Below are 26,149 nucleotides of genomic sequence, written 5' to 3' on the forward strand. Positions count from 1 at the left end.
CAGCGCGGCCCGCTGGCGCAATCAGCCCCCGCGGCCGGGTCTTCACTCGCCGTAGTTCGGCAATAGTGCCTGGCCCCACCGCCAGTCAATGGGAGAGAACATGAAATACGTGATCTGGGTGATGTGGCCGGCGTTCATCGCGGCCGGGATCGCCGAAACGATCTTCTTCACGATGATCGATCCCGAGCAGCTGTACCTCTTCGGGCAACGCGTCGAGTGGTCGGTGACGGCCACCTACTCGACCGGCTTTCTGCTTTTCTGGCTGGTCTGCATCGGATCGAGCCTGATGACCTACCTGATGATGCCGAACCAGGCCAAGGAGGCGCTCAAGAAAGCGGCCGGCGAGCGCGAAGACCTGGCCCGGCCGAAACGCCGGGAACCCGGCGTGGGTGGCCGCTAGATCGCGGACAAACCGGTGTCGAGGTCGTTCTGCAGGTCGACGACGGCTTCGAGACCGACGGCGATCCGCAGCAAGTCCTCGCTCACCCCTGCCGCCGCCCGCTGCTCCGGCGTGATTCGGCCGTGCGTTGTCGACGCCGGGTGCGTCAAGGTCGTCTTGGTATCGCCGAGGTTGGCGGTAATCGACAGCAAGCGACAGCTGTCCACGACCTTCCAGGCTTCGGCTCGGGTCCCCTTGACCGTGAAGGAGACGATCGCCCCACCGCTTTTCTGCTGCCGGCGCGCCAGGTCGTACTGTGGATGCGAGCTCAGGCCCGGATAGTAGACCCGCGTCACGCTCGGGTGCTGCTCCAGCCACTGCGCCAGCTGCAATGCTGTGGCGGACTGCGCCTGCAGGCGAATCTGCAGCGTCTCCAGGCCTTTCAGCAAGACCCAGGCGTTGAAGGCGGAGAGCGTCGGGCCGGCGGTGCGCAGAAAGCGGAACACTTCGTCGGTCAGTCTTTTGGGTCCGGCGACGGCGCCGCCGAGCACGCGTCCCTGACCGTCGAGGAATTTGGTCGCCGAATGCAGCACCAGGTCCGCGCCGAGGTCCAGCGGGCGCTGCAGGATCGGCGTACAGAAGCAGTTATCGACCACCACCAGGACGCCGTGACGGTGCGCGATAGTGACCAGCGCAGCGATGTCGGCGATCGCGGTCAAGGGATTCGACGGCGTCTCAAGAAAGAACAGCTTGGTTTCCGGCCGTATGGCGGCTTGCCACGCGGCGACATCGGTCTGCGCGACAAAGCTGGTCTGGATTCCGAAGCGCGGCATGATCGTGCCGAGCAACTGCTGGGTCGCGCCGAAAAGGCCAGACGACGAAACGATGTGGTCGCCACTGCTGCACAATGCCATCACCAGCGAGAGAATTGCCGACATCCCCGAAGCGGTCGCGACACAGGCCTCGGCGCCTTCGAGAGCCGCCAGGCGCGCTTCGAAGGTGGACACCGTCGGATTGGTGAACCGCGAGTACACATTGCCTTCCTCCTCGCCGGCAAAGCGCGCGGCGGCCTGTGCGGCACTGTTGAAGACGAAGCTCGAGGTCAGATACAGCGCCTCGCTGTGCTCGTTGAACTGGCTACGCTGGTGGCCCGCGCGCACTGCCAGTGTTTCGAGCGCATAGTTGCCAGTCAGATCCACCATCGGCTGCACGATCGGCTCCATCCGCTTCATTCCACAGACATCAGGTTGAGCTGCAACTGATTGGACATCCAGGGATCGTCCTTGGCCGCTGCACCGTACCCTTCGCGAGCCAGTTCGATCGCCCGCAGATACTCCGGGCTGACGTCGCCGGTGACGTAGGTGCCATCGAAACACGAGGTGTCAAAACGGCACAAGGACGGCTTCAACTCACGAATCGACGCTTTCAGCGCGTCCAGATCCTGGTAGACCAGCGCATCGGCACCGATTTCACGGGCAATCTCCTCGCCCGTGCGGCCGGTCGCGATCAGCTCGCTGCGGGTCGGCATGTCGATTCCATACACGTTGGGGTAGCGTACCGGCGGCGACGCGGAAGCGAAATAGACCTTCAGCGCACCTGCGGCACGCGCCATTTCAACGATCTCACGGCTGGTCGTGCCGCGGACGATCGAATCGTCGACCAGCAGGACGCGCTTGCCCTTGAACTCCTGCGCGACGGTGTTGAGCTTCTGGCGAACCGACCGCTTGCGCGTCGCCTGACCCGGCATGATGAAGGTGCGACCAATATACCGGTTCTTGACGAAACCCTCGCGATACGGGACGCCGATGCGCTGCGCCAACTGCATCGCCGACGGACGGCTCGAATCGGGGATCGGGATCACCACGTCGATCTCGTCGACGGGAATATGCTTGACCAGCTTGTCGGCCAGGTGCTCACCCATCCGCAAGCGCGCTTCGTAAACCGATACCCCGTCGATCACCGAGTCGGGCCGTGCCAGATACACGAACTCGAAGATGCACGGGGCCAGTGCCGAACTTTGCGCACATTGCCGTTGGTGCATGCGGTGATCGAAGTCGATGAAGATCGCCTCGCCCGGAGCGACATCGCGCAGCACCTTGAAGCCCAGGGTGTCGAGCGCGACCGACTCGGAGGCGAACAGGTACTCGGTACCGTCAGGCGTCTCATTGCTGCCAAAAACCAGCGGACGAATGCCGAAGGGATCCCGAAAGGCGAGCATGCCATAACCGGCGATCATCGCCACCACCGCATACGCGCCGCGGCAGCGGCGATGAACAGCGGCCACTGCGCCAAAGATCGTGTCCAGGTCCAGGCGAAAACCCTTGGCGGTCGCCTGCAACTCATGCGCCAGCGCGTTCAGCAGCACCTCCGAATCGGAGTGGGTATTGATGTGCCGCAGGTCCTGGCGGTACATCTCTTCCTTGAGTTGTTCGGTGTTGGTCAGGTTGCCGTTGTGCCCGAGAACGATGCCGAATGGTGAATTGACATAGAAGGGTTGCGACAGCGAAGAGTCGAACGCTGAGCCGGCCGTCGGGTAGCGGCAATGGGCGATCCCCATGTTCCCCGGCAAGGCGCGCATGTTGCGTGTGCGAAAGACGTCGCGAACCAGACCGGACGCCTTGTGCAAGTGAAACTCGTCGCGTTCGGCGGTGGCGATCCCGGCGGCGTCCTGGCCGCGATGCTGCAAGACCATCAGGCCGTCGTACAGCAACTGGTTTACCGGCGAAGTTGCGACAACCCCAAGAATCCCGCACATAGTCTTTCCCTAGCCGAAACTGATTCGTTTGGTCACTTCCGGTGGCAGCCACGGTCTGCTGGCCAGCACCGCGGTCTCGAGCGGGGCAGAAAAATATGCTTCACTCCACCACTTCTCTCTGGGTAGCGAGGTCATGCCGCCTACGGCAACCAGGACCAGGACGATCACCAGGCCGCGGGCGACGCCAAAAATGATCCCCAGCAGACGATCGGTCAAAGTCATCCCCAGTGCCTTGAGCAGACCGCGCACGGCCAGACGAAGCAGCGCCATGACCACCAGCACGGCGACGAATACCGCCACCCAGCCGGCGACGATACGCAACACCGGATCGGCGATCGAGGTGAACCCCTGTGCGACCAGGGCACCCCACCAGCGGGCGGCGAAGAAGGCCAGCACCCAGGCGACCAAGGCGATGATCTCGCCGACGACGCCTCGCCACATGCCAAGCAGCAGGGAAACAGCGACAATCAACAGCGCGACGTAGTCGAAGACGGTCATGGCTTGCCGGCGACGACTCCGCCAACGCCAATGCCCTTCAGCTTTTCGAGCGCCTTCTCGGCAGCCTCGCGGTTCGGGAACGGGCCGGCGCGCACGCGCGTTCTGGTGCCATCCGGCGAATTGAGCGCTTCGGTGTAGGTCGGGACACCCACTTTGCCGATCTTGCTCAGCAGCTTCTTGACGTTCTCCGGGTCGGCGAAGGCACCGATCAGGATCACCTGCTGGCCGTCGGACCTGGCCGGCGGCGCTTCGACAGCCCTGCCGGCGTCGGCGGCGGCAGGTGCTTCGACTGGCTTGTCGGCGGGCCTGCCCGCTTTTTTCTCGGCCGCGCTTTTCTCGGCTGCTCTTTTCTCAGCGGCGGTCTTCTCGGCCGCCTTCTTCTCCGCAGCCTTCTTCTCGGCGGCTTTCTTCTCGGCGGCCTTCTTCTCGGCAACTTTCTTCTCTGCCGCCTGTTCAGCCGCCTTCTTCTCGGCCGCCTGCTTCTCGGCAGAGCCCTCCGGCGCTTTGTCGATCGGCTTGGTCGCAGGCGGCGCGGCGGCAGCGAGTTGGTCGATCGACCCGCTGGCGGCGCCCTTCGCGGCTGCTACACCACCAGGCGCCATGCCGTCGTGCTCCTCGCCTACCGCGGCGGCGGGCGGGGCGGAACGGGCCGCCAGTTCCTTGGGGTCGAATTGCAGCTGATCCTGGCCGGGAATCCTGATCTGGACGCCCTGCACCGGCTGCCGGGGCTCCTCGTCCATGACCATTGGCAGGATGACGGCAGCCAATCCGGCAATGGCCACGGCACCCACCAGGCGACGACGGGCTTTCTTCTTGAGGTGCAGCTGGGGGTCGGATGTTTCAGTCGTCGGCATCGTGGAATCCACTCGTGTCGCTTCGGTCAGCGACCGTCCTTGATCTTGCGCATGACGGCAGCGACCGTATAGAACGATCCAAAGACCGCGATTCTATCATTTTCGCCGGCCAGCTTGACAGCGCGAGCGAAGGCTTGCGCAGGTGAAGCCAGACACTCGATGCTGCCGCCAAGGCTGGCGCCGGTCACCACCGCAGCCAGGACCGAAGCCGACGCACCGCGCGGCACCCCGAGATCGGCCAGCAACCACAGGTCGACCTTGCCGGCCAATGGCGCCAGTGAGCCAGCGATGTCCTTGTCAGCGAGCATCCCGACCACCGCGATGGTCCTGGCGAAGAAGCCCATACCGCCGAGGTTGTCGGCCAGTTCGCCAAACGCCTGGGGGTTGTGAGCAACGTCGAGGACGACCGCCGGGCGACCGGGCAAGACGTGAAAACGTCCCGCCAGCTCCGGCTCGATCAGCCCGCGCCGCACCGTCTGCATCGACACCGGCAGGCGCGGCTTGAGCAATTCGACGGCGGCCAGCGCCACGCAGGCGTTGCGCAGCTGAGCAGCACCGCGCAAACCGGGGTTGGCCAGGCCTCCACGACGCAGGCCGTCACGACGCCAGAAAGTCCACTGCACCTGGTCTCCGAAGTAACCGAAATCGCGTCCCAGGACGTGCAGGTCGGCGCCAATGGCCCGCGCGTGCTCGACCAGCGACGACGGCGGGTCGGGATCCGCACACAGCGCCGGCGTGTCGGCACGAAAAATGCCAGCCTTCTCGAAAGCAATCGACTCCCGCGTCGGACCCAGCCAGTCGGTGTGATCGAGGGCGATCCCAGTGACCACGGCGCAATCAGGGTCGTAGGCATTCACCGCATCGAGTCGCCCCCCCAGGCCGACCTCGAGAATCAGCACCTCGACCTGCCGCGCGCGAAAGACTTCCAGGGCGGCCAGCGTACCGAACTCGAAATAGGTCAGGGCCACTTCACCGGCCGCCAGTCGTGCCGCCTCGACCGTGGCGAAGGCTTCGCAAAGTTCCTCGTCGCCGACCGCTGCGCGATCGATGCGCACCCGTTCGTTGTACGCCAGCAAATGCGGCGAGGTGTAGCAGCCAACGCGGTAGCCGGCGAAGGCATAGATCGCTTCCAGATAGGCGCAGGTCGAACCCTTGCCATTGGTGCCGCCAACGGTGATCAGCGGGCACCAGAGCTGCTGACCGAGCGCCACCTTGACGCGCAGAACACGTTCCAGACCCAGTTCGATTCCCGCCTGGCCCAGCGGGTGGCGGCTTTCGAGCCGTGCCAGCCAGCCCTCCAGTCCGCTGGCCAGCGAGCGCGCTGGCAAGGCGGCATCGGTGTTCACCGGCGGCGTGCTGCTCGGCGCCGAATTCACTACCCGCTCCTCACTGCCAGGTGGGCTGCTTCTGCAACAGGGTCAGCAGGCTGGCAACCCGGTCCTTCATCTTGCGGCGATCGACGATCATGTCGATGGCGCCTTTTTCCAACAGGAATTCTGAGCGCTGGAAACCCTCCGGCAGCTTTTCCCGGACGGTCTGTTCGATGACACGCGGACCGGCAAAACCGATCAGCGCCGCCGGTTCGGCAATCACCACATCGCCAATGAAGGCGAACGACGCCGACACACCGCCCATCGTCGGATCGGTAAGAATCGAAATGAAGGGCAGCTTTGCTTGCGACAGCAGGGTCAACACCGCCGTCACCTTGGCCATCTGCATCAGCGAGAAGAGTCCTTCCTGCATGCGTGCGCCACCCGAAGCCGTGACGCAAATGAAAGGCAGGCGCTGCTCGACAGCGGCCTGTACGCCACGCACGAAGCGCTCGCCGAGTACCGAGCCCATCGAACCGCCCATGAAGTTGAACTCGAAAACAGCCAGCACCACCGGCAGCTTGTGGATCGACCCCCTGACGACCAGCAGCGCCTCGGTCTCGCCAGTGGCCTCGGTGGCATCCTTCAGGCGATCCGGGTAACGACGGCTGTCCTTGAAGGCCAGCGTGTCAACCGGCAGCAGCTCGTCGCCGATCTCGCTGCGCCCGTCGGCATCGAGCAACAAATCGACCCGGGCGCGCGCATCGATTCGCAGGTGATGGGCGCACTTCGGGCAAACATGGCAGTTGGCCGCCAGGTCGGTGGCGTAGAGCACGGCCTCGCAACTCGGGCACTTGCTCCATAGACCTTCGGGCAAGGCCGCCCTGCGTACCGAACCAGCGGCGTTTCTCTTTATTTTCGGCGGTAGCAGCTTGCTCAACCAGCTCATGGTCTTCCTCGCGACGCGTTGGCGGCGGCGTCCATCGCCTGCCGAAGTTCGACGACCAGGGCACGGACTTTCTCACAGGCCTGATCGACAGGCGCCTGTTCGATCTCTTCGATGATGCGGCTGCCAACCACCACCGCGTCAGCGATCCGGGCAACCGCACCAGCCGTCGCGGCATCACGAATACCGAAACCGACACCTACCGGGACGCCGGTGCGGGCCCGGATCTCCGGGACGCGAGCGGCGACGGCAGCGACGTCGAGCGCGGCCGATCCGGTAACGCCTTTCAGCGAGACGTAGTAAATGTAGCCGCTGGCCAGCGCGCCAAGCTGCACGATGCGCGCATCGCTCGAAGTCGGCGCCAGCAGAAAGATCGGATCGAGCGCGTGGCGATGCAGGGTCTCGGCGAAGTCGGTCGCTTCCTCTGGCGGATAATCAACCACCAGCACGCCGTCTACCCCGGCATCGTAGGACGCAGCGGCAAAAGCATCGAGGCCCATCGCCTCGATCGGGTTGGCATAGCCCATCAGGACGATCGGCGTGTCGTTGTCGTCAGCGCGAAAATTGGCGACCATTTCGAGCACCTTCCGCAGGCTGACGCCCTTCGCCAGCGCGCGCTCGGATGAGCGCTGGATGGTCGGCCCGTCGGCCATCGGATCCGAGAACGGGACACCCAGCTCGATGATGTCGGCGCCGGCCTGAACCAAGGTATGCAGCAAGGGGACGGTCAGCGCCGGATCGGGGTCGCCGGCGGTGATGAACGGGATCAGTGCCTTGCGCCCCTGCGCCTGCAGGCGCTCGAATACAGCGTCAATTTTCGCCATGGTCAGAATTGAATGCCCGATTTGTCGGCCACGGTGTGCATATCCTTGTCACCACGGCCGGAGAGGTTGACCAGCAGGATCTTGTCCTTCGCCAGGGTCGGCGCCAGCCTCGCGGCGTAGGCCAGGGCATGGCTCGATTCAAGCGCCGGAATGATTCCCTCGAGACGGCACAGGTCGTGAAAAGCCTGCAAGGCGTCGGCGTCGGTGACGCTGACGTACTCGGCGCGGCCGCTGTCCTTGAGCCAGGCGTGCTCGGGGCCGACGCCGGGGTAATCAAGGCCGGCCGAGATCGAGTGGGTCTCGATGATCTGGCCGTTATCGTCCTGCAGCAGATAGGTCCGGTTGCCGTGCAGAACGCCGGGACGACCGGCGGTCAGCGACGCCGCATGCCTTCCGGTGGGGATGCCCTCACCGGCCGCTTCGACACCGATCAGGCGCACCGCCGCGACCGGAATATAGGGATGGAAGATACCCATCGCATTCGAGCCGCCACCGACGCAGGCGATCACCGCATCGGGCTGGCGCGAACAGTGCTCCTGCATCTGGCCGATCGCCTCGCGGCCGATCACCGATTGAAAGTCGCGGACCATCATCGGGTAGGGATGCGGGCCGGCGACCGTGCCGATGATGTAGAAGGTGTCGGAAACGTGCGTCACCCAGTCGCGCATCGCCTCGTTCAGCGCGTCCTTGAGCGTTCGGGAACCGCTGTTGACCGGCACCACCGTGGCGCCGAGGAGCTTCATGCGATAGACGTTGGCAAGCTGCCGCTGGATGTCTTCGGAACCCATGTAGACCACGCATTCCATGCCATAGCGCGCGGCAACGGTGGCCGTTGCGACGCCATGCTGGCCGGCGCCGGTCTCGGCGATGACCCGCGGCTTGTGCATGCGGCGGGCGAGCAGCGCCTGTCCGATGCAGTTGTTGATCTTGTGCGCGCCGGTGTGGTTGAGGTCTTCGCGTTTCAGGTAGATCTGCGCGCCGCCGAGCACTTCCGACCAGCGCCTGGCGTGGTAGACCGGACTGGGCCGGCCGACGTAATGCTTCAATTCGTACTCGAACTCGGCGACAAACTGCGGATCGGCCTGCGCGGCGGCGTAGGCCGCCTTCAGTTCATCGAGGGCGGCGATCAGTGTTTCGGCGACGAAGACGCCACCGTATTGGCCGAAATGGCCTCTGGCGTCGGGTAAATCGTAATCAGCTGCGGCCATCAACAATCTCCTTGCGGTGGCGGGCGACAAAAGGTTGGCACAACATCGGACCGGCCAGCTCGCCGCGTCAGGTATGTCTGGCGAGTTGGCGTCGCCAGCAAGTCCGCGTCCGCCCACCCGGGTCCCTGCGCCCACACCATCTCTTCATCACCTTCCTCATCGGCCGCTCGCCGACCCCGCGGTCTTCACCGCGGCGACAAAGGCGCGGATTCTTTCGGCATCCTTGATCCCCTTGCTCGCCTCGACGCCCGACGAGACGTCGACCGCGTCCGGCTGCAGGCGGCGCACGGCTTCGCCGACGTTGTCGGCATCCAGCCCGCCCGAGAGGATCAATGGCTTGCCCAGCGAGCGCGGCACCAGCGACCAGTCGAAGACTGTGCCGCCGCCTCCGTAACCGTCGACAAAGGCGTCGAGAAGAATGGCCTGTGCCGACGGGAAGCCAGCCGCGTATTGTAGCAAATCGATCCCCGGCCTGACGCGCGCCGCCTTGATGTAAGGCCGATCGAACTGCCGGCAATACGCTTCGTCTTCGTCGCCGTGCCATTGCAGCAGGTGCATCGGCACCGCCGCCAGGGTGGCCCGCACCACCGCCGGGTCGGCGTTGACGAACAGCCCGACCAGGGTCACAAAGGGCGGCACGGCGCGCGCCAGCCGAGCCGCGGTAGGCAGATCGACGAAACGCGGACTTGGCGGATAGAACACCAGCCCGAGCGCGTCGGCACCAGCGTGCACCGCCTGTTCGAGATCCTCGACGCGCGTCAGACCGCAAATCTTGATGCGCGGCGGCAGTTGCACCGGGTGCTGACTCACAGACCCGGACCGCCAGCCAGCAAGAGCGTCTCGTCGACAGACGGCAGATCGAAGTGTGGCGGGTAACTGACTGCGGCGAGATAGAGCCCGGCGGCAGCGAAGGTCGGCGCCGCCAGGCGGCGGTCGCCGAGCGCCAGCAGTTCCGCGATCCACTCGGGCGGACGCCTCCCCTTGCCCACATGCAGCAGGCTGCCAACCAGGTTGCGCACCATGTGGTGCAGAAAGGCAGAGGCCTCGAAATCGAAGACGAACAGCTCGCCGGAACGTTGAATATCAGCTCTGTGCATGGTTTTTATCGGTGAGTTGGCCTGGCACTCGGCGGCCCGAAAAGCCGAAAAATCGCGCTCACCAAGCAACAGCCGGGCTGCTTCCTGCATCGCCGGCAAGTCCAATGGTTGATGATACCAGCCGACCCGGCCGTGCCCGAGACCGCTGCGGTGCGCCCGGTTGATCAGCAGATAACGGTAGCGCCTGGCGTACGCCGAGAAGCGCGCATGAAAATCGTCGCTCACCGCCTGCGCCCAGCGCACCGCAACGGCCGGCGGCAGGAAGGTATTGATCCCGCGCACCCAGGAGAACATCGGCCGGTCAAGAGCGGTATCGAAATGCACCACCTGCCCCAGCGCATGCACGCCGGCGTCGGTACGCCCGGCGCAGACGACGCCAATCGGCGTCCCGGCAAACTCCTGCAGGGCTTCTTGCAGGGCATCCTGAACGGTGCCGCCACCCGGCTGCTTCTGCCAGCCACGGAAACCACTCCCGTCGTATTCGACAGCCAGGGCGATCCGCATGCCTCACGCCTGCCGCAGACAGACGATCGCCGCCGCACCGGCGACGACGACCATGGTCAGCACATCAAACCACGAGAAGCGGTGATCGGCGAGGTCCAGGAACTCGTCGCCGCTGTTCGGCGGCACCGCCAGCAGGATTCGCCAATCACGAGGACGCGGCATCGTCTCGATGTAACGCAGAACCAGCAACAAGCGGACAACGCCGCGGTCGGGATCGATGCCGCACGCTCGCAGCGGCGCCAGCAAGCGGTGCGTGGCGGTCAGCAGATCGGACATCGGCATCCACGCCAGCAGCGCCGCGACCGCCATCAGGGCCAGCAGCAGTCTGCCAAGATGTGTCGCGGCTTCCGCCAGCCCCTCGCGACTCGGTGCCAGGCCCCCGCTCCAGACGGGCTCGCCGGCGGAGCCCCAGGCAAGAATGACGAACAGCGACAGAAAAAGCCACCGGGTACCCCATGCGAGCCGGCCAAAGCGCCGCAGGGCCGGCCCGCCAAAGAGCGGCAGAAGCGACAAGGCCGCCGCCAGCGGCAGGCCATCCAGCGACTGGCTGGCGACCAGCGTCAGGAGCCAGACGACAAGATAGGTGGTTGGATGCACAGCAGGGTCACGGCTCGCCGGTCGACGCATGAGAAAGAAAAGGCCGTAGCCCCGGAGGCGCTACGGCCGGCACTGCCTGCCGACGACCTACTCGCGCAGCCCGGCAAGAATTGCCAAGGCGGTTTCGCGTTGCGCCGCGTCACCATCCTTGAGGACCTCTTGCAGGAGTTCGCGGGCGCCTTCCGGGTCACCCATTTCATGATAGGCCCTGGCCAGGTCGATCTTGGTCTCCACCTCTTCGTTGGAACTGATCTCGGATTCGGCCGCCGCGTCCGCATCGGAAGCAAACGCGGCATCGAGCGTACTGTCGGCCTGTGCGACCGAGAAATCCGGATTGACTACGGTATCCTCATCCTCGTCGGTCTCGAAGCCGGCTACCAACGAATCGGTCACAGCAGGCGCGGCGGCACGGTCATCGGCCGAGTCGTCCAGATCGAGGTTGATCGACGACATGTCGAAATTTGGATGCTGCATCCCCTGGCCGAGGACTGTGGACTCGGTCAGTTTGACGTCGAACTCGAGCGAGTCGATGGTCGCCGAACCGATGTCGAGAATGTCGTCTGGATCGACCAGCGCAATCGCCTGCGTTTCGGCACTCGGATCGCCGGGAAAGTCGGACCCCAGATCGAAATCAAAATCGAGACCGTCGCCGGGTTGCGACGAAGTCGCTTGCAGGGCTGCGCCGATCAACATCGTCTCTTCTGGCGCCATGTCGTCCTCACCAGCCAGCGTCGCATCAACGTCGGCGTCAGCATGGGCCGACGGCAGGGGCTTGGGCAAGGAGGTCGCAAAGTCAAAATCCAGAGCGTCCCCGGATGCCGGATTGGGGAAAGACAGCGTCGTCTCGAGAAACGGCTCGTCAACGTCGTTAGGGGTAGTGTGCTTGGAATCGCCGGCGCCGAGATCGAAATCGAGGTCCGCCAGATCGCTCGCTCCCGTTCTGGCTTCTGCCACCGCGCCGGCACCGGCAGCCGCCTCGCCTGCCGGCCGGGCAGCTGCTTCCTCGCCCTCGGCCAGTCGTGACAGTTCGCCCGGTTTGGTAACCGTGTCGACCCAGGAGTCGGGAACCGCGGCCACCTGAGGCTTGCGCTCAACGAAGATCGTCGCCTCCTCGGCGGCCGGCGCCTCCGGCGCGTCAGGCAGCGGCGGCTGGTCCGTTTTCAGCATGGCCGTGCCAAACAGCGCATTGCGCGGGTCAAGCTGCAGCCCCATCGCCGCCGCTTTTTCCCAGTCGGCGCCAACCCCGCCGGTGGCATTGAAAAGCTCGGCCGCCAGCGCGTCAAATGGCTTGGCATCCTTGCGCCCGAGGTAGATCTCGAGCAGCTTCAGATGGATCGCATAGCGCCCGGGGTCCTTCTGCCTGGCTTCGAGCAGGATCTCCTCAGCCTGCGCATCGCGCCCGTAGGCCATGTACACGTCGGCTTCGGCAACCGGATCGACTTCATCGGTATCGATGCTGCCGGGACCCGCCTGGCTGAAATCCGTTTGCGCCATCGAATTCGAGGTATCGACACTCTGTCCGCCCGTGCTGCGGAATACCGAGTTGGCAACCAGGCTGTCACCGCTCTGCGGCGCCAGTGTGCTGCTGGTATCCAGCGACAGATCCTCGCCCTGGCGACGCCGCTTGGCCAGCCAGAAGGCGGCGAGCAGTGCGAGGATGCCGCCACCACCGATCATGAACGGCGTGCTGGTCAGCAGCTCTTCCACGAAACTCGGCTCTTCGACTGGCGGCGGCGCCATCACCACCTTCGCTTTTGGCGGCTCGACCGGCTTGGGCTCTTCCGGCTTGGCGTCGACCTTCGCCTCTGCCGGCTTTTGCTCGGGTTGGGCGATCGCTTCGACCGGCTTGACCTCGGCCGGCTGGTCTGCGGGTTTGTCCGCCGCTTTCGCGGTCATCGCCGGAGCTGGCGCGGCCGGAGGCTCCGCGCTGGCGGCTGCCGGAACAGCAGGAGTCGCCTTGCCGACAGCCTGTTTCTCCAGGTCGGCGAGACTCTGGCTCTTCAGTTCGACCAGCCGTTGCAGTTCGGCAACGTTCTTCTCGAGGGTCGCCAAGCGTTCGTTGGCTTCGCGGAGCGCCTTTTCCTTGGCTATCAGATCTTCGTCACTGCGAGCGGACATGCCCGTTGGCTTGCCAGCGGCGGTCACTTCGCCTTTCGATACTTTCAGCTGATCCTTGGCTTGAGCAGCCGGCGCCGCCTTGTCTTCGACCCGGGTCGTGATCTTGCCGGCCGCTTGTTGCCTGGCCGCCTCTTCTGCCGCAGGAGCAGCGTCCGCCGCGGACGCAAGCTTCTGGCGATAGGCGCCCCAGTCCGACGACTGCGCGAGCACGACCTGCCTGGCTTCATCGGGCGACACCGCTTCCAGCGTACCCTTGTGGGGTATCGACAAGATCTTGCCGGCACGCAGCCGGTTCATGTTGCCACGGTCGAATGCACCCTGGTTGGCGCGGAACAAGGCCACCAGCATCTGATCGAGCGACACCCCGGCAGGTTGAGTTTCACGGGCGATCTTGCTCAAGGTGTCGCCACGCCTGACTTCGTAGCTGCCACCAGCACCAGCCGCGCCTTGCGGGGCCGCTGGCAGCGGCGGCCGCGGCGGCTCCGCCCTGGCTGCTGGTCTGGCCTCGATCGGGCGCGCTTCGGCAACGCTCCTGGCCGGCGCGACCGGCCGGGTGACGACCGCCGGCGGCGCAGCGCTCGCAGCCCTGGAGGCGAACTCGGGGGGATCGAGCAGGAAGGTATAGTCCCGAATCAGGCGGCCCGACGGCCAGTTGAGCTCCAGCAGCAGGTCAACAAAGGGATCGTTGATCGGCCTGTCAGAACTCAGCTTGATGATTGGCTGCCCGTTCTGACCTTTGGCGACCGCGAAGCTGATCCCCAGCAGGGTCGACGAGTAATCGACCCCTGCCCGCTTGAATTCGTCTGGGCCGGCAAGTTGCACCTTCATTCCGGAGAGTTCTTCGCGCGAGGCAAAGACTTCCACCTCGGCACGCAACGGCTGACCGAGGGCGGAGAAGACCTTGAGCCTGCCCAGGCCGGCGGCCTCCGCCGTAGCCCAGGGCGCAGCCGCGAAAACCAGGGTTGACGCGACCGCCAAGGCCGAAGTCCGCAAGCTGAAATTGTTTGCTGTTTTACGCATTGTCTTGGCCACGGCGCCACCCTGAGCGTCGAAATCGGAATTATTAAAATAACATCATGAAGTTAGCCATGCAAGCTAAACATGCTTCTTGAATCACGACCCTCCGGAAGCCGGATCTGCGCCTTATATCAGAATGCTTTGATGTTTTATTTCAATCAGTTATCAATAATGATGCGAAGCATGCGGCGGAGTGGCTCGGCAGCCCCCCACAACAACTGGTCACCGACCGTGAACGCGCCGAGATACTCCGGTCCCATCGCCAACTTGTGCAGCCGACCGACGGGGACCGTCAAGCTGCCGGTGACGGCGGCAGGAGTCAGTTCCCGCTCACTGATTTCGCGCTCGTTCGCAACGACCTTCACCCACGGGTTGGCCAGCGCGATGACCTCCTCGATTTCATCGAGCGGCAGGTCGCGCTTGAGCTTGATGGTCAGACCCTGCGAGTGACAACGCATCGCGCCGACGCGCACGCACAGGCCGTCGACCGGAATGCTGCCTGGCGTCCGGAACGCCGGGCGACCGAGGATCTTGTTGCATTCGGCACCACCCTTCCACTCTTCCTTCGACTGGCCACCTGCGACCGGTGCGTCGATCCACGGGATGACGCTGCCAGCCAGCGCGGTATTGCGGAAGTTCCTGGTCGGAAAGCCCGGCGAACGCATGCTTGCGGCCACCTTTCGGTCAATCTCGAGAATCGCCGAGTCGGGTTCGGCCAATTCGGCCCTTACCGCCTCGTGCAGGGCACCCATCTGCAGCAGCAACTCGCGCATGTTCTGCGCACCAGCGCCCGAAGCAGCCTGGTAGGTCATCGCGCTGACCCACTCGACCAGATCGTGGCGGAACAGTCCGCCGATGCCCATCAGCATCAGCGACACCGTGCAGTTGCCGCCGATCCAGTTGCGCCCGCCGCTGGCCCGCGCCGCGTCGATCACGTCGCGGTTCACCGGGTCGAGAATGATTACCGCGTCATCGGCCATGCGCAGCGTCGAAGCCGCGTCGATCCAGTGGCCTCGCCAGCCAGCCGCACGCAGCCCGGGAAAGACCTCCTTGGTGTAATCACCGCCCTGACAGCTGATGACGATATCCATCCGGCGCAAGTCGTCGATGGACGCTGCATCGAGCAGTGTGCCCGCTTCCCTGCCAGCAAATGCCGGTGCATTGCTGCCCGCCGCGGACGTCGAAAAATAGACCGGCTCGATGTGCTCGAAATCGCCCTCTTCGACCATCCGCTGCATCAGCACCGAGCCGACCATGCCGCGCCAGCCAACCAGACCTACCTTGTTCATCCGTTTCCCTCGGTCAATAATCGTGTTCAAACACTCGACTCAGGCGACTCACTGGACTCACAGCGCCGCCAGCACCGCGTCGCCCATGGCCCTCGTTCCCACCTTCCGCGTCCCCGGCTGGCAAATGTCGGCCGTCCGGTAGCCCTGGGCCAGGACCTTCTCGACGGCGTTTTCGATGCGCAAGGCGGCACCCTCCCGGGCAAAGGTGTAGCGCAGCATCATCGCCACCGAGAGAATCGTCGCCAGCGGATTGGCCACTCCCAGCCCGGCGATATCCGGCGCCGAACCGTGGCAGGGCTCGTACAAGCCCTTGCCGTCGGCGTCCAGCGACGCTGACGGCAGCATGCCGATCGAGCCGGTGAGCTGCGCCGCCTCATCCGAGAGGATGTCGCCGAACATGTTGCCGGTGACGATCACGTCGAACTGCCGGGGATTGCGCACCAGCTGCATTGCCGCATTATCGACCAGCATGTGGCTGAGCTCGACATCGGGATAGTCGACGGCGGTCTCGTTGGCCACGTCACGCCACAACTGGGTGGTCTCCAGGACGTTCATCTTGTCGACCGAGCACAGCTTGCCGCGGCGCCGGCGCGCAGCCTCGAAAGCGACCCGCAGGATGCGGCGGATCTCGCTCTCGCTGTAGTGCATGGTGTTGAAGCCGAAACGCTCCCGATGGCCATCGACTTCGCGCGTCTCGATCCCGCGCGGCTGGCCGAAATAGATGTCGCCGGTCAGCTCACGGACGATCAGGAGGTCCAGCCCGGCGACTACCTCGCTCTTCAGCGTCGACGCGTCGGCCAGTTCGGGATAGACGATCGCCGGGCGCAGATTGGCGAACAGGCCGAGCTGCTTGCGGATGCCGAGCAAGCCGCGCTCGGGACGCTGGTCGCGCGGCAGGCCATCCCACTGCGGACCACCGACGGCACCAAGCAGCACCGCGTCGGCGTCCTGCGCCAGGCGCTGCGTCTCCTCCGGATACGGATCACCTGTAACATCGACCGCGCAACCGCCGAGCAGCGCCTCCGTCAGATCGCAATCCAGATCGAGCGCCTGCAGGACGCGCACCGCTTCGGCGATGATCTCCGGGCCGATCCCGTCGCCCGGAAGGACGCAGATCTTCATTTCGTCATTTCCTGTCTTTCAAGCGAACAACCACGGCTGCTGACGACGGCGCTGCGCTTCGAAAGCGGTGATCAGATCGGCGTGACGCAAGGTCAGCCCGATATCGTCCCAACCGTTGAGCAGACATTCCTTGCGGAAAGCGTCGACCGAAAACGGCAGCAGCTTGCCATCGGGACGAACCACCCGCTGCCGCTGCAGGTCGACCAGCAACCGGTAACCCGGTGTTTCCCCGACCTGCACAAACAGCGCCTGCACTTCGGCAGCCGGCAGGACGATCGGCAGAATGCCGTTCTTGAAGCAATTGTTGAAAAAGATGTCAGCAAAGCTTTCGGCAATCACTGCCCGGAAGCCGAAGTCGAGCAAAGCCCATGGCGCGTGCTCGCGCGAACTGCCACAGCCGAAGTTCTTGCGCGCAAGCAGAATCTGCGCCCCCTGGTAACGTGCCTGATTGAGCACGAAATCGGGGTTGCGCGGCCGCTGCGAAGGATCCTGGCCTGGCGCGCCGGCGTCCAGATAGCGCCATTCGTCGAACAGGTTCGGGCCAAAGCCCGAGCGCTTGATCGACTTCAGGAACTGCTTGGGAATGATCGCATCGGTATCGACGTTGGCGCGGTCGAGCGGCGCTACCAATCCTTCAAGACGAACGAACCTGTCCATGCGTTTCCTTGTGCTCCAGCCTTACTTGGCTGCCTTTTCGATCGCCTCGCCGCCCTTGGCGACATCCTTGCCGACGCCCTGCACAGTGTTGCAGGCGGCCAGCGAAACGACGGCGATGATGGCCACCAGAATCCGTGTCAGCTTGTTCATGGCTTCTCCTTCAAGTGAGTCAAAGCAACTCGCGTACATCACAAAAATGCCCGGCAATCGCCGCTGCGGCGGCCATCTCCGGACTGACCAGATGCGTTCGCCCGCCGGCGCCCTGCCGCCCCTCGAAGTTGCGGTTCGAGGTCGAGGCGCAGCGCTCGCCGGCCTCCAGACGGTCGGCGTTCATCGCCAGGCACATCGAACAACCCGGCTCACGCCACTCGAAGCCGGCCGCGCGGAAGACATCGTCCAGCCCTTCGGCTTCAGCCTGCCGCTTGACCAGCCCCGAACCCGGCACCACCAGCGCCAGGCGGATACCGCTCGCGACCTTCTTGCCGCGGACGACGCCAGCAGCGGCGCGCAGATCCTCGATGCGCGAGTTGGTACATGAGCCGATGAAGATCTTGTCCAGAGCGATCTCACGGATCGGTGTGCCGGCACGGAGACCCATATAGAGCAGCGCCCGTTCCATCCCCTCACGCTTGACCGGATCGCCCTCCTGCGCCGGGTCGGGCACGCAGCCATCGATCGCCACCACCATCTCCGGCGAGGTACCCCAGGTCACCTGCGGGCTGATCTCCCCGGCGGGCAGTTCGATCACGGAATCGAACTCGGCGCCGTCATCGCTGTGCAAGCTGCGCCAGTGCGCGACGGCCTGCTCCCACAGCTCGCCTTTCGGCGCAAAGGGGCGGCCGCGCAGGTAGTCGATCGTCAGTTCATCGACCGCCACCAGCCCGAAGCGCGCGCCGCCCTCGATCGCCATGTTGCAGAGCGTCATGCGGCCCTCCATCGACAAGCCTCGAATCGCGCTGCCGGCGAACTCGATGGCGTAGCCGGTGCCGCCGGCGGTGCCGATGCGAGCAATGATCGCCAGCGCCACGTCCTTGGCGGTAACGCCCTTGCCGAGCACGCCATCGACCCGCAACAGCATGGTCTTCGATTTCTTCTGCAGCAGGCACTGTGTCGCCAGCACGTGCTCGACCTCGGACGTGCCGATGCCCTGCGCCATGCACGCGAAAGCGCCGTGCGTGCTGGTGTGCGAGTCGCCGCAGACGACGGTCATCCCGGGCAGCGTCGCGCCGTTTTCCGGACCGACCACGTGCACGATCCCCTGCCGGGGATCCTTGAACGGAAAGTAGGCCAGCGCGCCGACTTCTCGGATGTTGGCGTCGAGCGTCTCGACCTGCAGTCGCGATACCGGATCCTCGATGCCCCGGTCCCAGTGGTCGGTCGGCGTGTTGTGGTCGGCCGTAGCGACGATCGAAGAAGCCCGCCAGGGCTTGCGGCCAGCCAGCTTGAGGCCCTCGAAGGCCTGCGGGCTGGTCACCTCGTGCACCAGATGGCGGTCGACATAGATCAGCGCCGTGCCATCGGCTTCCTGATGCACCAGATGGTCCAGCCAAAGCTTTTCGTACAAGGTCTGTGGCATAGATCGGCGATCCGAGCAAGTTCGGCCATGAGAGCCGATAGAAGCGGGATTATGTCACACCGCGCTGGCCGCTGTCAGCGCCGCCTCGCCGGTGACCGCCTTGCCAGCACGTGTGGCGCGGCCGTCTGCGCCGCTCAGAGCGAGCGGCGGGCAGCGATGTACAGCGGCTGCACGCGCTGCGCATAGACCCTCAGATCGGCGATCCGCGACTGGTGCGACGGGTGGGTGGACAGCCACTGTGGCGGCTGCCCGCCGGCGACGCGGCCCATCTTCTCCCACAGCGAGATCGCCGCCTGCGGGTCGTAACCCGCCCGGGCGGCGAGTTCGACGCCGATCCGGTCCGCTTCCTGCTCCATCTCGCGGGAATTGGGACGCATGAAGGCGAGGTCACCAACGCCACCGATCATGCTCTGCCCGAGGCCGGCATCGATCCCGAAATAAGCGCCGATCAGTGCCCCGCCGACGGCTGCCGCAACGTTCAGGCCGGCTTCCTGACCGGCCTTTTCGCGACCGTGCTCACGCAGTGCGTGCGCGATCTCGTGCCCCAGCACCGCCGCGAGCTCGTCGTCGGTGGGCCGCAGCTGCTCGATCAGGCCGGTATACACCGCGACCTTGCCGCCGGGCATGCACCAGGCGTTGAGTTCCTTGGAGCTGACAACGTTGACCTCCCACCGCCAGGCGGGCGCATCGCTGCGAAAAGCGGCAGTTACCGGAATCAGCCGCTTGACGATGGTCCGCACCCGCTCGAGCTGCTGCGGATCACGATTGAGCAGATTCCTGGTTTGCGCAGCGCTCATTGCCTCCTGGTAGGCCTTGGCCGCCGAGCGATCGACCGCGGCCGAAGAAACCAGCATGGTCTGCTCGCGATCGACGCCGACGCTACCGCCACCGGTAGTCCGGGTCGTCGCGCAAGCCGTCGCGAGAACCGCTGCCAGGACCGGCAGCGCCCATTGACGAAGGAAACACGATCTCATCACGCACCTCATAAGCGCTGGGCCGTTTCGGCAAGAGGGGCCGGAAGTGGCTCGCCGCCAGCATCCAGATCGCCCGCGCGCACGCCCAGCGCGACCAGGACCAGCCCGATGACCGCGAACGCCGAACTCAGCGTATAGGTCGGCGCCGCACCCCAGGCATCCCAGGTCCAGCCACTCAACAAGCTCCCGGCCAACCCGCCGGCGCCAAACGACAGACTCGAATACAGCGCCTGGCCGCGCGCCTGACAGCGACCGGGAAACCAGCGGTTGACCGCGGCAATCGCCGCCGCATGGTAGGCGCCGAAGGTCAGACCGTGCAGCAGTTGCGCGAGGACGATCACCGACAGCCACTCGACGCCCCAGCCGATCATCAGGAAGCGCAGTATCGCTGCCGCGAAGCTGACCAGCAGAATGGTACGGAGTCCGAAACGGCGCAGCAAGCCGATCATGAAGAAGAAGACCACGATCTCGGCCAGTACGCCAAGCGACCACAGGCAGCCGACCAGGAACTTGCTGTAGCCGTGTCCAGCGAGGTGGATCGAGTAAAAGACATACAGTGCGCCGTGCGCCGCCGACATCGCGAAACAGGCCGCAAACAGCGCCTTGACACGGCGCTGGCGGACAATCTGGCCGACCGGCAGGAAATCGTCGGCCGGCGCATGCGTCGGCGCCTCGGGGACGGCCAGCGCGTAGCCCAGAATGCCGGCCAGCGTCGCGACAATTACCCACAGCAGGGCGAACAGCGGCAGCTGATCGAGCAGCGCGCCGGTGCCCATCACGGCGACGATGAAGCCCACTGATCCCCATAGGCGGATCCGGCTGTAGCGCGCGGGCTGCTCGCGCAAGTGATCGAAAGTCACTGTTTCAACCAGCGGCAGCGCGGCGCTCCAGAAAAAGGCCAACGCCGCCATGGCGACGAGCATCGCCTCGAAACTGCGTACGCCAAAGAAAACCGAGAACCCGAGCAGGCTCAGCAAGGCCGCCAGCCGGATGATCGCCACCCGCCGGCCGAGACGATCAGCGAGCGCGCCCCATAGATACGGCGCGAACAGGCGCATCAACTGCATCTGCGACATCAACAAGCCGATGTCCCAGGCCGAAAAGCTCAACGACTGGAGGTAGAGCCCGAAATACGGCGAGAAAGCGCCGATGAAGGCGAAATAGAAAAAGTAATATCCGGACAGGCGCCAATACGGCAAGACAGACATCCGGCCATTCTACCGGATGCATCGGACGCTTCAGACCGTATCGCCGTGTCGCTGCTGGCGCGTACCCGATCGCGCGCCGTCGCGCACGCGCCAGCAATTCAACCTAATCGCCGTTCCGGTGGGCGACCAGCATCCGGTACATCTGGTCCTTGAGCAGCACCCGCTGCTTCTTCATCGTCTCGATGGTGAAATCGTCGACCGGCAGGTCGTCCTCCTCGAGGCGTTCGACCTCGCGGGTCAGGTTCTGGTATTCGTCGTACAGGCCGCCGAAATGCTCGCTCGACGCCTTGAGAGCGTGAATCGAATCCAGATACTCGGGAAAGTCGTGTTGAAGGTCGTGGTGTTCAACGTGCATGATCGTGGCCCCTTGCTGATCCTGGCCGAACCGATGCGCGACCAGACCATGCGATTATAAGCAATGCGGCTCTCCGCCGTCACCGTTCGCCTCTCACCGCAAGACAGCGGCGGCAATCCGCGGCGTCGTGCAGAGCACGTCGCCGCACTGCGCGCGATGACGCAGCGCGTGATCGATCAAGACCAGCGCCAGCATCGCCTCGGCAATCGGCGTCGCGCGGATGCCCACGCAGGGGTCGTGCCGACCATGCGTTCCGACCGTCGTCGCCGTGCCATCGAGGCTGACCGAGCGTCGCGGCAGGCGGATGCTCGAGGTCGGCTTGATCGCCAGATTGACCAACACCTCCTGCCCGGTGGAGATGCCACCGAGAACCCCCCCGGCATGATTGGTGAGGAAACCCTGCGGCGTCATCTCGTCACCGTGCTCGCTGCCGCGCTGGACGACACTGGCAAAACCGGCGCCGATCTCGACGCCCTTGACCGCGTTGATGCTCATCATCGCGTAGGCGATTTCGGCGTCGAGGCGATCGTAGACCGGCTCACCCCAGCCCGGCGGCACGCCGCTGGCGGCAACGCTGATCTTCGCGCCAACCGAATCGCCGGACTTGCGCAGCTGATCCATGTAGTCCTCGAGTTGCGGAACGATCGCCGCGTTCGGCGCGAAAAACGGATTGCCGGCGATCTCGGCGGCGGCAACGAAGGGGATCTCGATCGGCCCGAGCTGACTCATCCAGCCGCGGATGCTGACGCCGTAGCGCTCGGCCAGCCACTTGCGGGCGATCGCCCCGGCCGCAACGCGCACCGCCGTCTCGCGCGCCGACGAACGGCCGCCGCCACGATAATCGCGGAAACCGTACTTCTGCGTATAGGCATAATCGGCATGGCCCGGACGGAAAGTTTCGGCGATGTTGCCGTAGTCCCGGCTGCGCTGATCCTGATTGCGGATCAGCAGGCCTATCGGCGTGCCGGTGGTCCGGCCCTCGAAGACCCCCGACAGAATCTCGACCTCGTCGGGCTCGCGCCGCTGCGTCACATGCCGCGATGTCCCTGGCCGGCGGCGGTCGAGTTCGGCCTGGATGTCGGCGGCGCTGATCGCCAGGCCGGGCGGACAGCCATCGACCACGCAGCCGATCGCCGGACCGTGCGACTCACCGAACGACGTCACGGTGAACAGCGTGCCAAGGGTGTTACCGGACATGGCTTTCTCTTGCGCGTTAGAATGAGCGCAAAGTCTACCATAGCGGCTCCCGCCCGATCCGCGCCGACCACCATGACCGCCAAGCTGGCACGCCCCCGCAAAGCAACGCCGACGCCGAAGGCGCCGCCGCAGCGGCCTGCCGCGGCCGCCGGGAAGACGCCGCGCCAGGCCGAAAACCGTTGGCAGCGAACGATTCGCTATGGCTGGGACAAGGGTGGCAGCAAGGGCGGACGCTAGCGCACCGGTCGGCAGCACAAAGCGCAAGAATCGGGTGGCCAACGGCTCCTGCCGGACCGACAATCCGGGCATCCCCATCTCGATGAAAGCCATCATGGACGCCGCCAGCATCACCCGCCTGTTCTTCCTCGCCGCGATCTGGGGCGCCTCCTTCCTGTTCATGCGAGTCAGCGTCCCCGCTTTCGGACCGGTGGCGCTGATCATGTTCCGCGTCGGGATCGCCGCGGCATTTCTCTGGCTCGCCGGCCGGTTCTTCAAACACCCCCTGCAAGCAGGCCGGCTGTGGCGGCATTTCCTGATTATCGGCGTCCTCAACTCGGCGCTGCCGTTCATCCTCTTTGCCTATGCCGCGCAGTCGCTGCCGGCCTCGCTGCTGGCGATTCTCAACGCCACCTCGCCGCTCTTCGGCGCGGCGATCGGCGCCCTCTGGCTGCGCACGCCCCTGACCGGCGCGGTCGCCGTCGGTCTGGCGTGCGGCCTGGCGGGCGTCACCGTGCTGGTCGGCCAGAACCTGGCGCTGGCCGGGACCAGCGAGTGGACGGCCATAGCCGCCGGACTGCTGGCGCCGCTGTCGTACAGCGTCGCCAGCATCTACACCAAGTCCCGCCCTGGCCTGGCGACACCGTTCAACAACGCCCACGGCAGCATGTGGATGGCCACCCTGGTCGTCCTGCCGCTGTTTCTGTTCGCGCCGATTCGACAGTTCCCGGACGCCGGCGACTGGGCGGCGGTGTCGCTGCTGGGAATCGTCTGCACCGGCGCCGCCTACCTGCTGTACTTCCGGCTGATCGACGATGTCGGGCCGACACGCGCGCTGTCGGTCACCTTTCTGATCCCGGTCTTCGGCGTCCTGTGGGGCGCCGTGTTCCTCGACGAGGCCATCGGCTGGCACACCGTGCTCGGCGGCGCGCTGATCCTGACCGGCATTGCCACCACCGCCGGCCTCTTCGGACCACGACGGCAGCCGGCATGAACGAGGACAGCAACGCCAAAGCGGCCATCGCGACCGCCGAACTCGACGAACGCTGCGGGGCTTACGAGACGGTCGCCCGAGCGATCCGTTTCGTCAGGCAGCACCGCCCGTACCAGCCGGGTCTGCAAGAGATCGCCGAGCATGTCGGGGTCAGCCCGTTTCACCTGCAACGGACCTTCAGCGTCTGGGCGGGCATTTCACCCAAACGTTTTCTGCAGTACCTGACCAGCGCGCATGCGCGGTCGCTATTACGCGCGCAGAACGACGTGCTCGCTACAGCGTACGCGGCCGGCCTGTCGGGGCCAGGCCGGCTGCACGACCTGCTGGTCGCCTGCGACGCGGTGACCCCGGGAGAGGTCCGCTCGCTGGGCGAGGGTTTGCGCATCACCTTTGGCTTCGCGGCGACGCCATTCGGACGGGTGATCGCCGGGAACACCCCGCGCGGCCTGTGCCATCTGCAGTTCACCGCGTCGGACCAGGACACCGATGCCATCGCGCAACTTCAGTCGGAGTGGCCACACGCCAGCCTGCAGCGTGACGACGAAGCGCTTTCCGAAACCATCGGGCGGGTCTTTTCGGGCGTCGAAGGACAGCAACCGCTGCACCTGCTGTTGCGTGGAACCAACTTCCAGATCAAGGTCTGGGGAGCGCTGATCAACATTTCGCCCGGCAATGTCGTCTCGTACCGGACGCTGGCGACGATCATCGACCACCCGCGCGCCCAGCGCGCGGTCGGCTCGGCGCTGGCGCGCAATCGGCTCGCGGTGCTGATTCCCTGCCATCGCGTGATCCGCGAGAATGGCGATATCGGCAACTACCGCTGGGGCAGCGAACGCAAACACGCTCTGCTGGCGGTCGAGGCTGAACGCTCCAGGAATCGGTGGCGCTCCTCCGGCGCCTCGCCCGCGGCCGCCGAATGAACACCCGAGCGACACCGCCGACGGTCGAGGTCCGGATCTGGGGACAGGGCGTCGGCAGCGTCGCGGCGGCCCCGCAGCGCGACTGCCAGGTATTCACCTGGGACCCGGGGTGGCGGCGTACCGGCATCGAACTGGCGCCGCTGACCATGCCACTGGCCGGCGGCGACCGCTTCGCCTTCCCGGATCTGTCCACGGCGAGCTATCGCGGACTGCCCGGGATGCTCGCCGACGCCCTGCCGGACGACTTCGGCAACGCCCTGATCGAGGCCTGGATGAACAGCAAGGGCATCCCGGAAACAGCCATCAGCGCGCTTGACCGGCTGGCCTTCATCGGCCGGCGTGGCTTCGGCGCGCTGGAGTTCAGACCAGCCCGCGGAGCGCCTCGCGAGAGTGCCGAAGCGCTGCAGATGCCCTCGCTGGTGGAGGTCGCCCGGCGAGTCCTGCACGGCGACCTGGCCAGGGGTGCGGGCGGCGATCGCCTGGCGCGGAGCGCGCTGGCCAGGCTGACCCGGGTCGGCACGTCAGCCGGCGGTGCGCGCGCCAAGGCGGCCGTAGCCTGGAACCCGCACACCGGTGCGCTGCGCAGCGGCCAGTTCGACGTCGACGCGGGTTTCGAGCACTGGCTGCTCAAGTTCGACGGCGTCGGCGAGGCAAAAGGCGGCGAAGACGGCCGGATCGAGTACGCCTACGCGCAGATGGCTGGTGCGGCCGGGATCACCATGTCGCCGTGCCGGCTGCTCGAGGAAAACGGCCGTGCCCATTTCATGACCCGACGATTCGATCGCCAGGTGGCCGGCGAGCACAGCGCCCGCCACCACCTGCAAACGCTGTGCGGCATCGACCACGTCGACTACAAGCTGCGGCGGACGCACGCCTATGCCCGCCTGTTTGCGGTCATCGACCGGCTCGGACTGGGTCCGCTGGCGGTCGGCCAGGCTTTTCGCCGGATGGCGTTCAACGTCATGGCGCGCAACTGTGACGACCACAGCAAGAACTTCTCCTTCCGGCTGAAGCAGGGTGGCGAATGGGAACTGGCTCCGGCCTACGACCTGACCCACGCCCATAACCCACGCGGCCAGTGGACCCGTCAGCACCAGTTGTCGATCAACGGCCGCTTCGAAGGCATCACGCGTGCCGACCTGTTGATCGAAGCCGAGCGCTTCGGCGTCCTTCGCGCATTCGATGTTCTGGCCGATGTGCGCGACGCGCTGGCCTGCTGGCCCCGTTTTGCCAGAGACGCCGGGCTCGGGGCGGCCAGCGCGGCTGCAGTCGGCGGCGATTTGCTGCCGCTCTGAAGCGGTAAACCTGGCCAGCCGGCAGGTTCATGGCCTTGTTCCGGCAACTCGGAAGCGCGGGACCGCCTGCACTCCCGCCCTGCTGGCGGCGCCCTTCAACCCAATGGGAATAATTTCACGGTCACCCCTGCGCATCCCGTTAAAATCGGCGACTACTCGATTGCCCCATCGCACCCAGACATGACCGATGCCCACCTGCTCGCCGAACTGATCAGCCACGCCGCGGCGCGCGACCCGGA

27 protein-coding genes are annotated in these 26,149 nt (G+C 65.3%); 5 read left to right on the plus strand and 22 right to left on the minus strand.

Annotated features, from left to right (window positions below):
* Positions 1–100: 100 nt before the first annotated feature.
* A complete protein-coding gene (locus Q1L50_RS15985) occupies positions 101–400 on the plus strand; it encodes a hypothetical protein (protein WP_300340525.1) in 300 nt (99 codons plus the stop codon).
* On the opposite strand, the gene Q1L50_RS15990 is transcribed toward Q1L50_RS15985, so the two are convergent.
* The 21 genes from Q1L50_RS15990 to aroC form a co-directional block, all read right to left on the minus strand.
* Entirely contained in the window at positions 397–1,602 is a 1,206-nt protein-coding gene (locus Q1L50_RS15990; RefSeq protein ID WP_300340528.1) for an O-succinylhomoserine sulfhydrylase, read from the minus strand. The genes Q1L50_RS15985 and Q1L50_RS15990 overlap by 4 nt on opposite strands.
* Before the next feature lie 5 nt (positions 1,603–1,607).
* Positions 1,608–3,134: an amidophosphoribosyltransferase gene (gene purF / locus Q1L50_RS15995; protein ID WP_300340530.1), complete on the minus strand. Its 1,527-nt coding sequence runs from the start codon at positions 3,132–3,134 to the stop codon at positions 1,608–1,610.
* A gap of 9 nt (positions 3,135–3,143) precedes the next feature.
* A complete protein-coding gene (locus tag Q1L50_RS16000) occupies positions 3,144–3,632 on the minus strand; it encodes a CvpA family protein (RefSeq protein ID WP_300340532.1) in 489 nt (162 codons plus the stop codon).
* Complete coding sequence (locus tag Q1L50_RS16005; protein WP_300340534.1) at positions 3,629–4,486, minus strand: SPOR domain-containing protein; 858 nt, start codon at positions 4,484–4,486, stop codon at positions 3,629–3,631. Before Q1L50_RS16005 ends, Q1L50_RS16000 begins: the two co-directional genes overlap by 4 nt.
* Positions 4,487–4,512: 26 nt before the next feature.
* Entirely contained in the window at positions 4,513–5,787 is a 1,275-nt protein-coding gene (folC, locus tag Q1L50_RS16010) for a bifunctional tetrahydrofolate synthase/dihydrofolate synthase (RefSeq protein ID WP_300340586.1), read from the minus strand.
* Between the two features lie 85 nt (positions 5,788–5,872).
* Positions 5,873–6,745 (minus strand): acetyl-CoA carboxylase, carboxyltransferase subunit beta, encoded by an 873-nt coding sequence (gene accD, locus Q1L50_RS16015; protein ID WP_300340536.1) that lies wholly within the window; start codon positions 6,743–6,745, stop codon positions 5,873–5,875.
* Positions 6,742–7,566 (minus strand): tryptophan synthase subunit alpha, encoded by an 825-nt coding sequence (gene trpA, locus Q1L50_RS16020; protein WP_300340539.1) that lies wholly within the window; start codon positions 7,564–7,566, stop codon positions 6,742–6,744. Before trpA ends, accD begins: the two co-directional genes overlap by 4 nt.
* A 2-nt stretch (positions 7,567–7,568) precedes the next feature.
* Entirely contained in the window at positions 7,569–8,774 is a 1,206-nt protein-coding gene (gene trpB / locus Q1L50_RS16025; protein WP_300340540.1) for a tryptophan synthase subunit beta, read from the minus strand.
* Positions 8,775–8,930: 156 nt separating this feature from the next.
* Complete coding sequence (locus Q1L50_RS16030; RefSeq protein ID WP_300340589.1) at positions 8,931–9,563, minus strand: phosphoribosylanthranilate isomerase; 633 nt, start codon at positions 9,561–9,563, stop codon at positions 8,931–8,933.
* 17 nt (positions 9,564–9,580) lie between these two features.
* A complete protein-coding gene (gene truA, locus Q1L50_RS16035; protein ID WP_300340543.1) occupies positions 9,581–10,375 on the minus strand; it encodes a tRNA pseudouridine(38-40) synthase TruA in 795 nt (264 codons plus the stop codon).
* Between the two features lie 3 nt (positions 10,376–10,378).
* Positions 10,379–10,972 carry a CbiQ family ECF transporter T component gene (locus Q1L50_RS16040; protein ID WP_300340545.1) on the minus strand — a complete coding sequence of 198 codons (594 nt, stop codon included), beginning with the start codon at positions 10,970–10,972 and terminating at the stop codon, positions 10,379–10,381.
* An 87-nt stretch (positions 10,973–11,059) separates the two neighbouring features.
* The gene (locus Q1L50_RS16045; protein WP_300340548.1) at positions 11,060–14,110 is read right to left on the minus strand and encodes a FimV/HubP family polar landmark protein; all 3,051 of its coding nucleotides are present in this window, start codon (positions 14,108–14,110) and stop codon (positions 11,060–11,062) included.
* Between the two features lie 155 nt (positions 14,111–14,265).
* Entirely contained in the window at positions 14,266–15,396 is a 1,131-nt protein-coding gene (gene asd / locus Q1L50_RS16050) for an aspartate-semialdehyde dehydrogenase (RefSeq protein ID WP_300340551.1), read from the minus strand.
* 57 nt (positions 15,397–15,453) lie between these two features.
* Positions 15,454–16,518 (minus strand): 3-isopropylmalate dehydrogenase, encoded by a 1,065-nt coding sequence (gene leuB / locus Q1L50_RS16055; RefSeq protein ID WP_300340554.1) that lies wholly within the window; start codon positions 16,516–16,518, stop codon positions 15,454–15,456.
* A gap of 18 nt (positions 16,519–16,536) precedes the next feature.
* The gene (leuD, locus tag Q1L50_RS16060) at positions 16,537–17,175 is read right to left on the minus strand and encodes a 3-isopropylmalate dehydratase small subunit (RefSeq protein ID WP_300340557.1); all 639 of its coding nucleotides are present in this window, start codon (positions 17,173–17,175) and stop codon (positions 16,537–16,539) included.
* A gap of 21 nt (positions 17,176–17,196) precedes the next feature.
* Positions 17,197–17,325, minus strand: coding sequence for an entericidin A/B family lipoprotein (locus tag Q1L50_RS16065; RefSeq protein ID WP_300340559.1), 129 nt, complete (start codon positions 17,323–17,325; stop codon positions 17,197–17,199).
* Positions 17,326–17,344: 19 nt separating this feature from the next.
* Entirely contained in the window at positions 17,345–18,751 is a 1,407-nt protein-coding gene (gene leuC, locus Q1L50_RS16070) for a 3-isopropylmalate dehydratase large subunit (protein WP_300340562.1), read from the minus strand.
* Positions 18,752–18,885: 134 nt separating this feature from the next.
* Positions 18,886–19,725: a M48 family metallopeptidase gene (locus Q1L50_RS16075; protein ID WP_300340564.1), complete on the minus strand. Its 840-nt coding sequence runs from the start codon at positions 19,723–19,725 to the stop codon at positions 18,886–18,888.
* 8 nt (positions 19,726–19,733) lie between these two features.
* Complete coding sequence (locus Q1L50_RS16080; protein WP_300340567.1) at positions 19,734–20,933, minus strand: MFS transporter; 1,200 nt, start codon at positions 20,931–20,933, stop codon at positions 19,734–19,736.
* A gap of 103 nt (positions 20,934–21,036) precedes the next feature.
* Positions 21,037–21,288, minus strand: a complete 252-nt coding sequence (locus Q1L50_RS16085; protein ID WP_300340570.1) for a DUF465 domain-containing protein — start codon at positions 21,286–21,288, stop codon at positions 21,037–21,039.
* A 93-nt stretch (positions 21,289–21,381) separates the two neighbouring features.
* Complete coding sequence (gene aroC, locus Q1L50_RS16090; protein ID WP_300340573.1) at positions 21,382–22,485, minus strand: chorismate synthase; 1,104 nt, start codon at positions 22,483–22,485, stop codon at positions 21,382–21,384.
* Positions 22,486–22,557: 72 nt separating this feature from the next.
* On the opposite strand from aroC, the gene Q1L50_RS16095 reads away from it, so the two are divergent.
* From Q1L50_RS16095 to Q1L50_RS16110, 4 genes are all read left to right on the plus strand, one after another.
* Positions 22,558–22,722, plus strand: coding sequence for a hypothetical protein (locus Q1L50_RS16095; RefSeq protein WP_300340574.1), 165 nt, complete (start codon positions 22,558–22,560; stop codon positions 22,720–22,722).
* 94 nt (positions 22,723–22,816) lie between these two features.
* The gene (locus Q1L50_RS16100; RefSeq protein ID WP_300340577.1) at positions 22,817–23,695 is read left to right on the plus strand and encodes a DMT family transporter; all 879 of its coding nucleotides are present in this window, start codon (positions 22,817–22,819) and stop codon (positions 23,693–23,695) included.
* The gene (locus Q1L50_RS16105; protein ID WP_300340579.1) at positions 23,692–24,615 is read left to right on the plus strand and encodes a methylated-DNA--[protein]-cysteine S-methyltransferase; all 924 of its coding nucleotides are present in this window, start codon (positions 23,692–23,694) and stop codon (positions 24,613–24,615) included. Before Q1L50_RS16100 ends, Q1L50_RS16105 begins: the two co-directional genes overlap by 4 nt.
* Complete coding sequence (locus tag Q1L50_RS16110) at positions 24,612–25,910, plus strand: type II toxin-antitoxin system HipA family toxin (protein ID WP_300340581.1); 1,299 nt, start codon at positions 24,612–24,614, stop codon at positions 25,908–25,910. Before Q1L50_RS16105 ends, Q1L50_RS16110 begins: the two co-directional genes overlap by 4 nt.
* Before the next feature lie 27 nt (positions 25,911–25,937).
* On the opposite strand, the gene Q1L50_RS16115 is transcribed toward Q1L50_RS16110, so the two are convergent.
* Positions 25,938–26,149, minus strand: a 212-nt coding sequence (locus tag Q1L50_RS16115; protein ID WP_300340583.1) for a hypothetical protein, incomplete at its 5' end; no start/stop codon positions are given.

The sequence above is a fragment of the Accumulibacter sp. genome, from assembly GCF_029255145.1.
GTDB lineage: Bacteria > Pseudomonadota > Gammaproteobacteria > Burkholderiales > Rhodocyclaceae > Accumulibacter.

What these genes read in the sequence shown, in the direction of transcription:
- Q1L50_RS16045 (WP_300340548.1), bottom strand. Translation starts at nt 14,110, where the DNA reads ATGCGTAAAACAGCAAACAATTTCAGCTTGCGGACTTCGGCCTTGGCG.
- leuB (WP_300340554.1), bottom strand. Translation starts at nt 16,518, where the DNA reads ATGAAGATCTGCGTCCTTCCGGGCGACGGGATCGGCCCGGAGATCATC.
- Q1L50_RS16075 (WP_300340564.1), bottom strand. Translation starts at nt 19,725, where the DNA reads ATGAGATCGTGTTTCCTTCGTCAATGGGCGCTGCCGGTCCTGGCAGCG.
- asd (WP_300340551.1), bottom strand. Translation starts at nt 15,396, where the DNA reads ATGAACAAGGTAGGTCTGGTTGGCTGGCGCGGCATGGTCGGCTCGGTG.
- Q1L50_RS16110 (WP_300340581.1), top strand. Translation starts at nt 24,612, where the DNA reads ATGAACACCCGAGCGACACCGCCGACGGTCGAGGTCCGGATCTGGGGA.
- Q1L50_RS16080 (WP_300340567.1), bottom strand. Translation starts at nt 20,933, where the DNA reads ATGTCTGTCTTGCCGTATTGGCGCCTGTCCGGATATTACTTTTTCTAT.
- leuD (WP_300340557.1), bottom strand. Translation starts at nt 17,175, where the DNA reads ATGGACAGGTTCGTTCGTCTTGAAGGATTGGTAGCGCCGCTCGACCGC.
- Q1L50_RS15985 (WP_300340525.1), top strand. Translation starts at nt 101, where the DNA reads ATGAAATACGTGATCTGGGTGATGTGGCCGGCGTTCATCGCGGCCGGG.
- truA (WP_300340543.1), bottom strand. Translation starts at nt 10,375, where the DNA reads ATGCGGATCGCCCTGGCTGTCGAATACGACGGGAGTGGTTTCCGTGGC.
- Q1L50_RS16065 (WP_300340559.1), bottom strand. Translation starts at nt 17,325, where the DNA reads ATGAACAAGCTGACACGGATTCTGGTGGCCATCATCGCCGTCGTTTCG.
- purF (WP_300340530.1), bottom strand. Translation starts at nt 3,134, where the DNA reads ATGTGCGGGATTCTTGGGGTTGTCGCAACTTCGCCGGTAAACCAGTTG.
- accD (WP_300340536.1), bottom strand. Translation starts at nt 6,745, where the DNA reads ATGAGCTGGTTGAGCAAGCTGCTACCGCCGAAAATAAAGAGAAACGCC.
- Q1L50_RS16100 (WP_300340577.1), top strand. Translation starts at nt 22,817, where the DNA reads ATGGACGCCGCCAGCATCACCCGCCTGTTCTTCCTCGCCGCGATCTGG.
- Q1L50_RS16085 (WP_300340570.1), bottom strand. Translation starts at nt 21,288, where the DNA reads ATGCACGTTGAACACCACGACCTTCAACACGACTTTCCCGAGTATCTG.
- Q1L50_RS16000 (WP_300340532.1), bottom strand. Translation starts at nt 3,632, where the DNA reads ATGACCGTCTTCGACTACGTCGCGCTGTTGATTGTCGCTGTTTCCCTG.
- trpA (WP_300340539.1), bottom strand. Translation starts at nt 7,566, where the DNA reads ATGGCGAAAATTGACGCTGTATTCGAGCGCCTGCAGGCGCAGGGGCGC.
- Q1L50_RS16105 (WP_300340579.1), top strand. Translation starts at nt 23,692, where the DNA reads ATGAACGAGGACAGCAACGCCAAAGCGGCCATCGCGACCGCCGAACTC.
- Q1L50_RS15990 (WP_300340528.1), bottom strand. Translation starts at nt 1,602, where the DNA reads ATGGAGCCGATCGTGCAGCCGATGGTGGATCTGACTGGCAACTATGCG.
- leuC (WP_300340562.1), bottom strand. Translation starts at nt 18,751, where the DNA reads ATGCCACAGACCTTGTACGAAAAGCTTTGGCTGGACCATCTGGTGCAT.
- Q1L50_RS16005 (WP_300340534.1), bottom strand. Translation starts at nt 4,486, where the DNA reads ATGCCGACGACTGAAACATCCGACCCCCAGCTGCACCTCAAGAAGAAA.
- trpB (WP_300340540.1), bottom strand. Translation starts at nt 8,774, where the DNA reads ATGGCCGCAGCTGATTACGATTTACCCGACGCCAGAGGCCATTTCGGC.
- Q1L50_RS16095 (WP_300340574.1), top strand. Translation starts at nt 22,558, where the DNA reads ATGACCGCCAAGCTGGCACGCCCCCGCAAAGCAACGCCGACGCCGAAG.
- aroC (WP_300340573.1), bottom strand. Translation starts at nt 22,485, where the DNA reads ATGTCCGGTAACACCCTTGGCACGCTGTTCACCGTGACGTCGTTCGGT.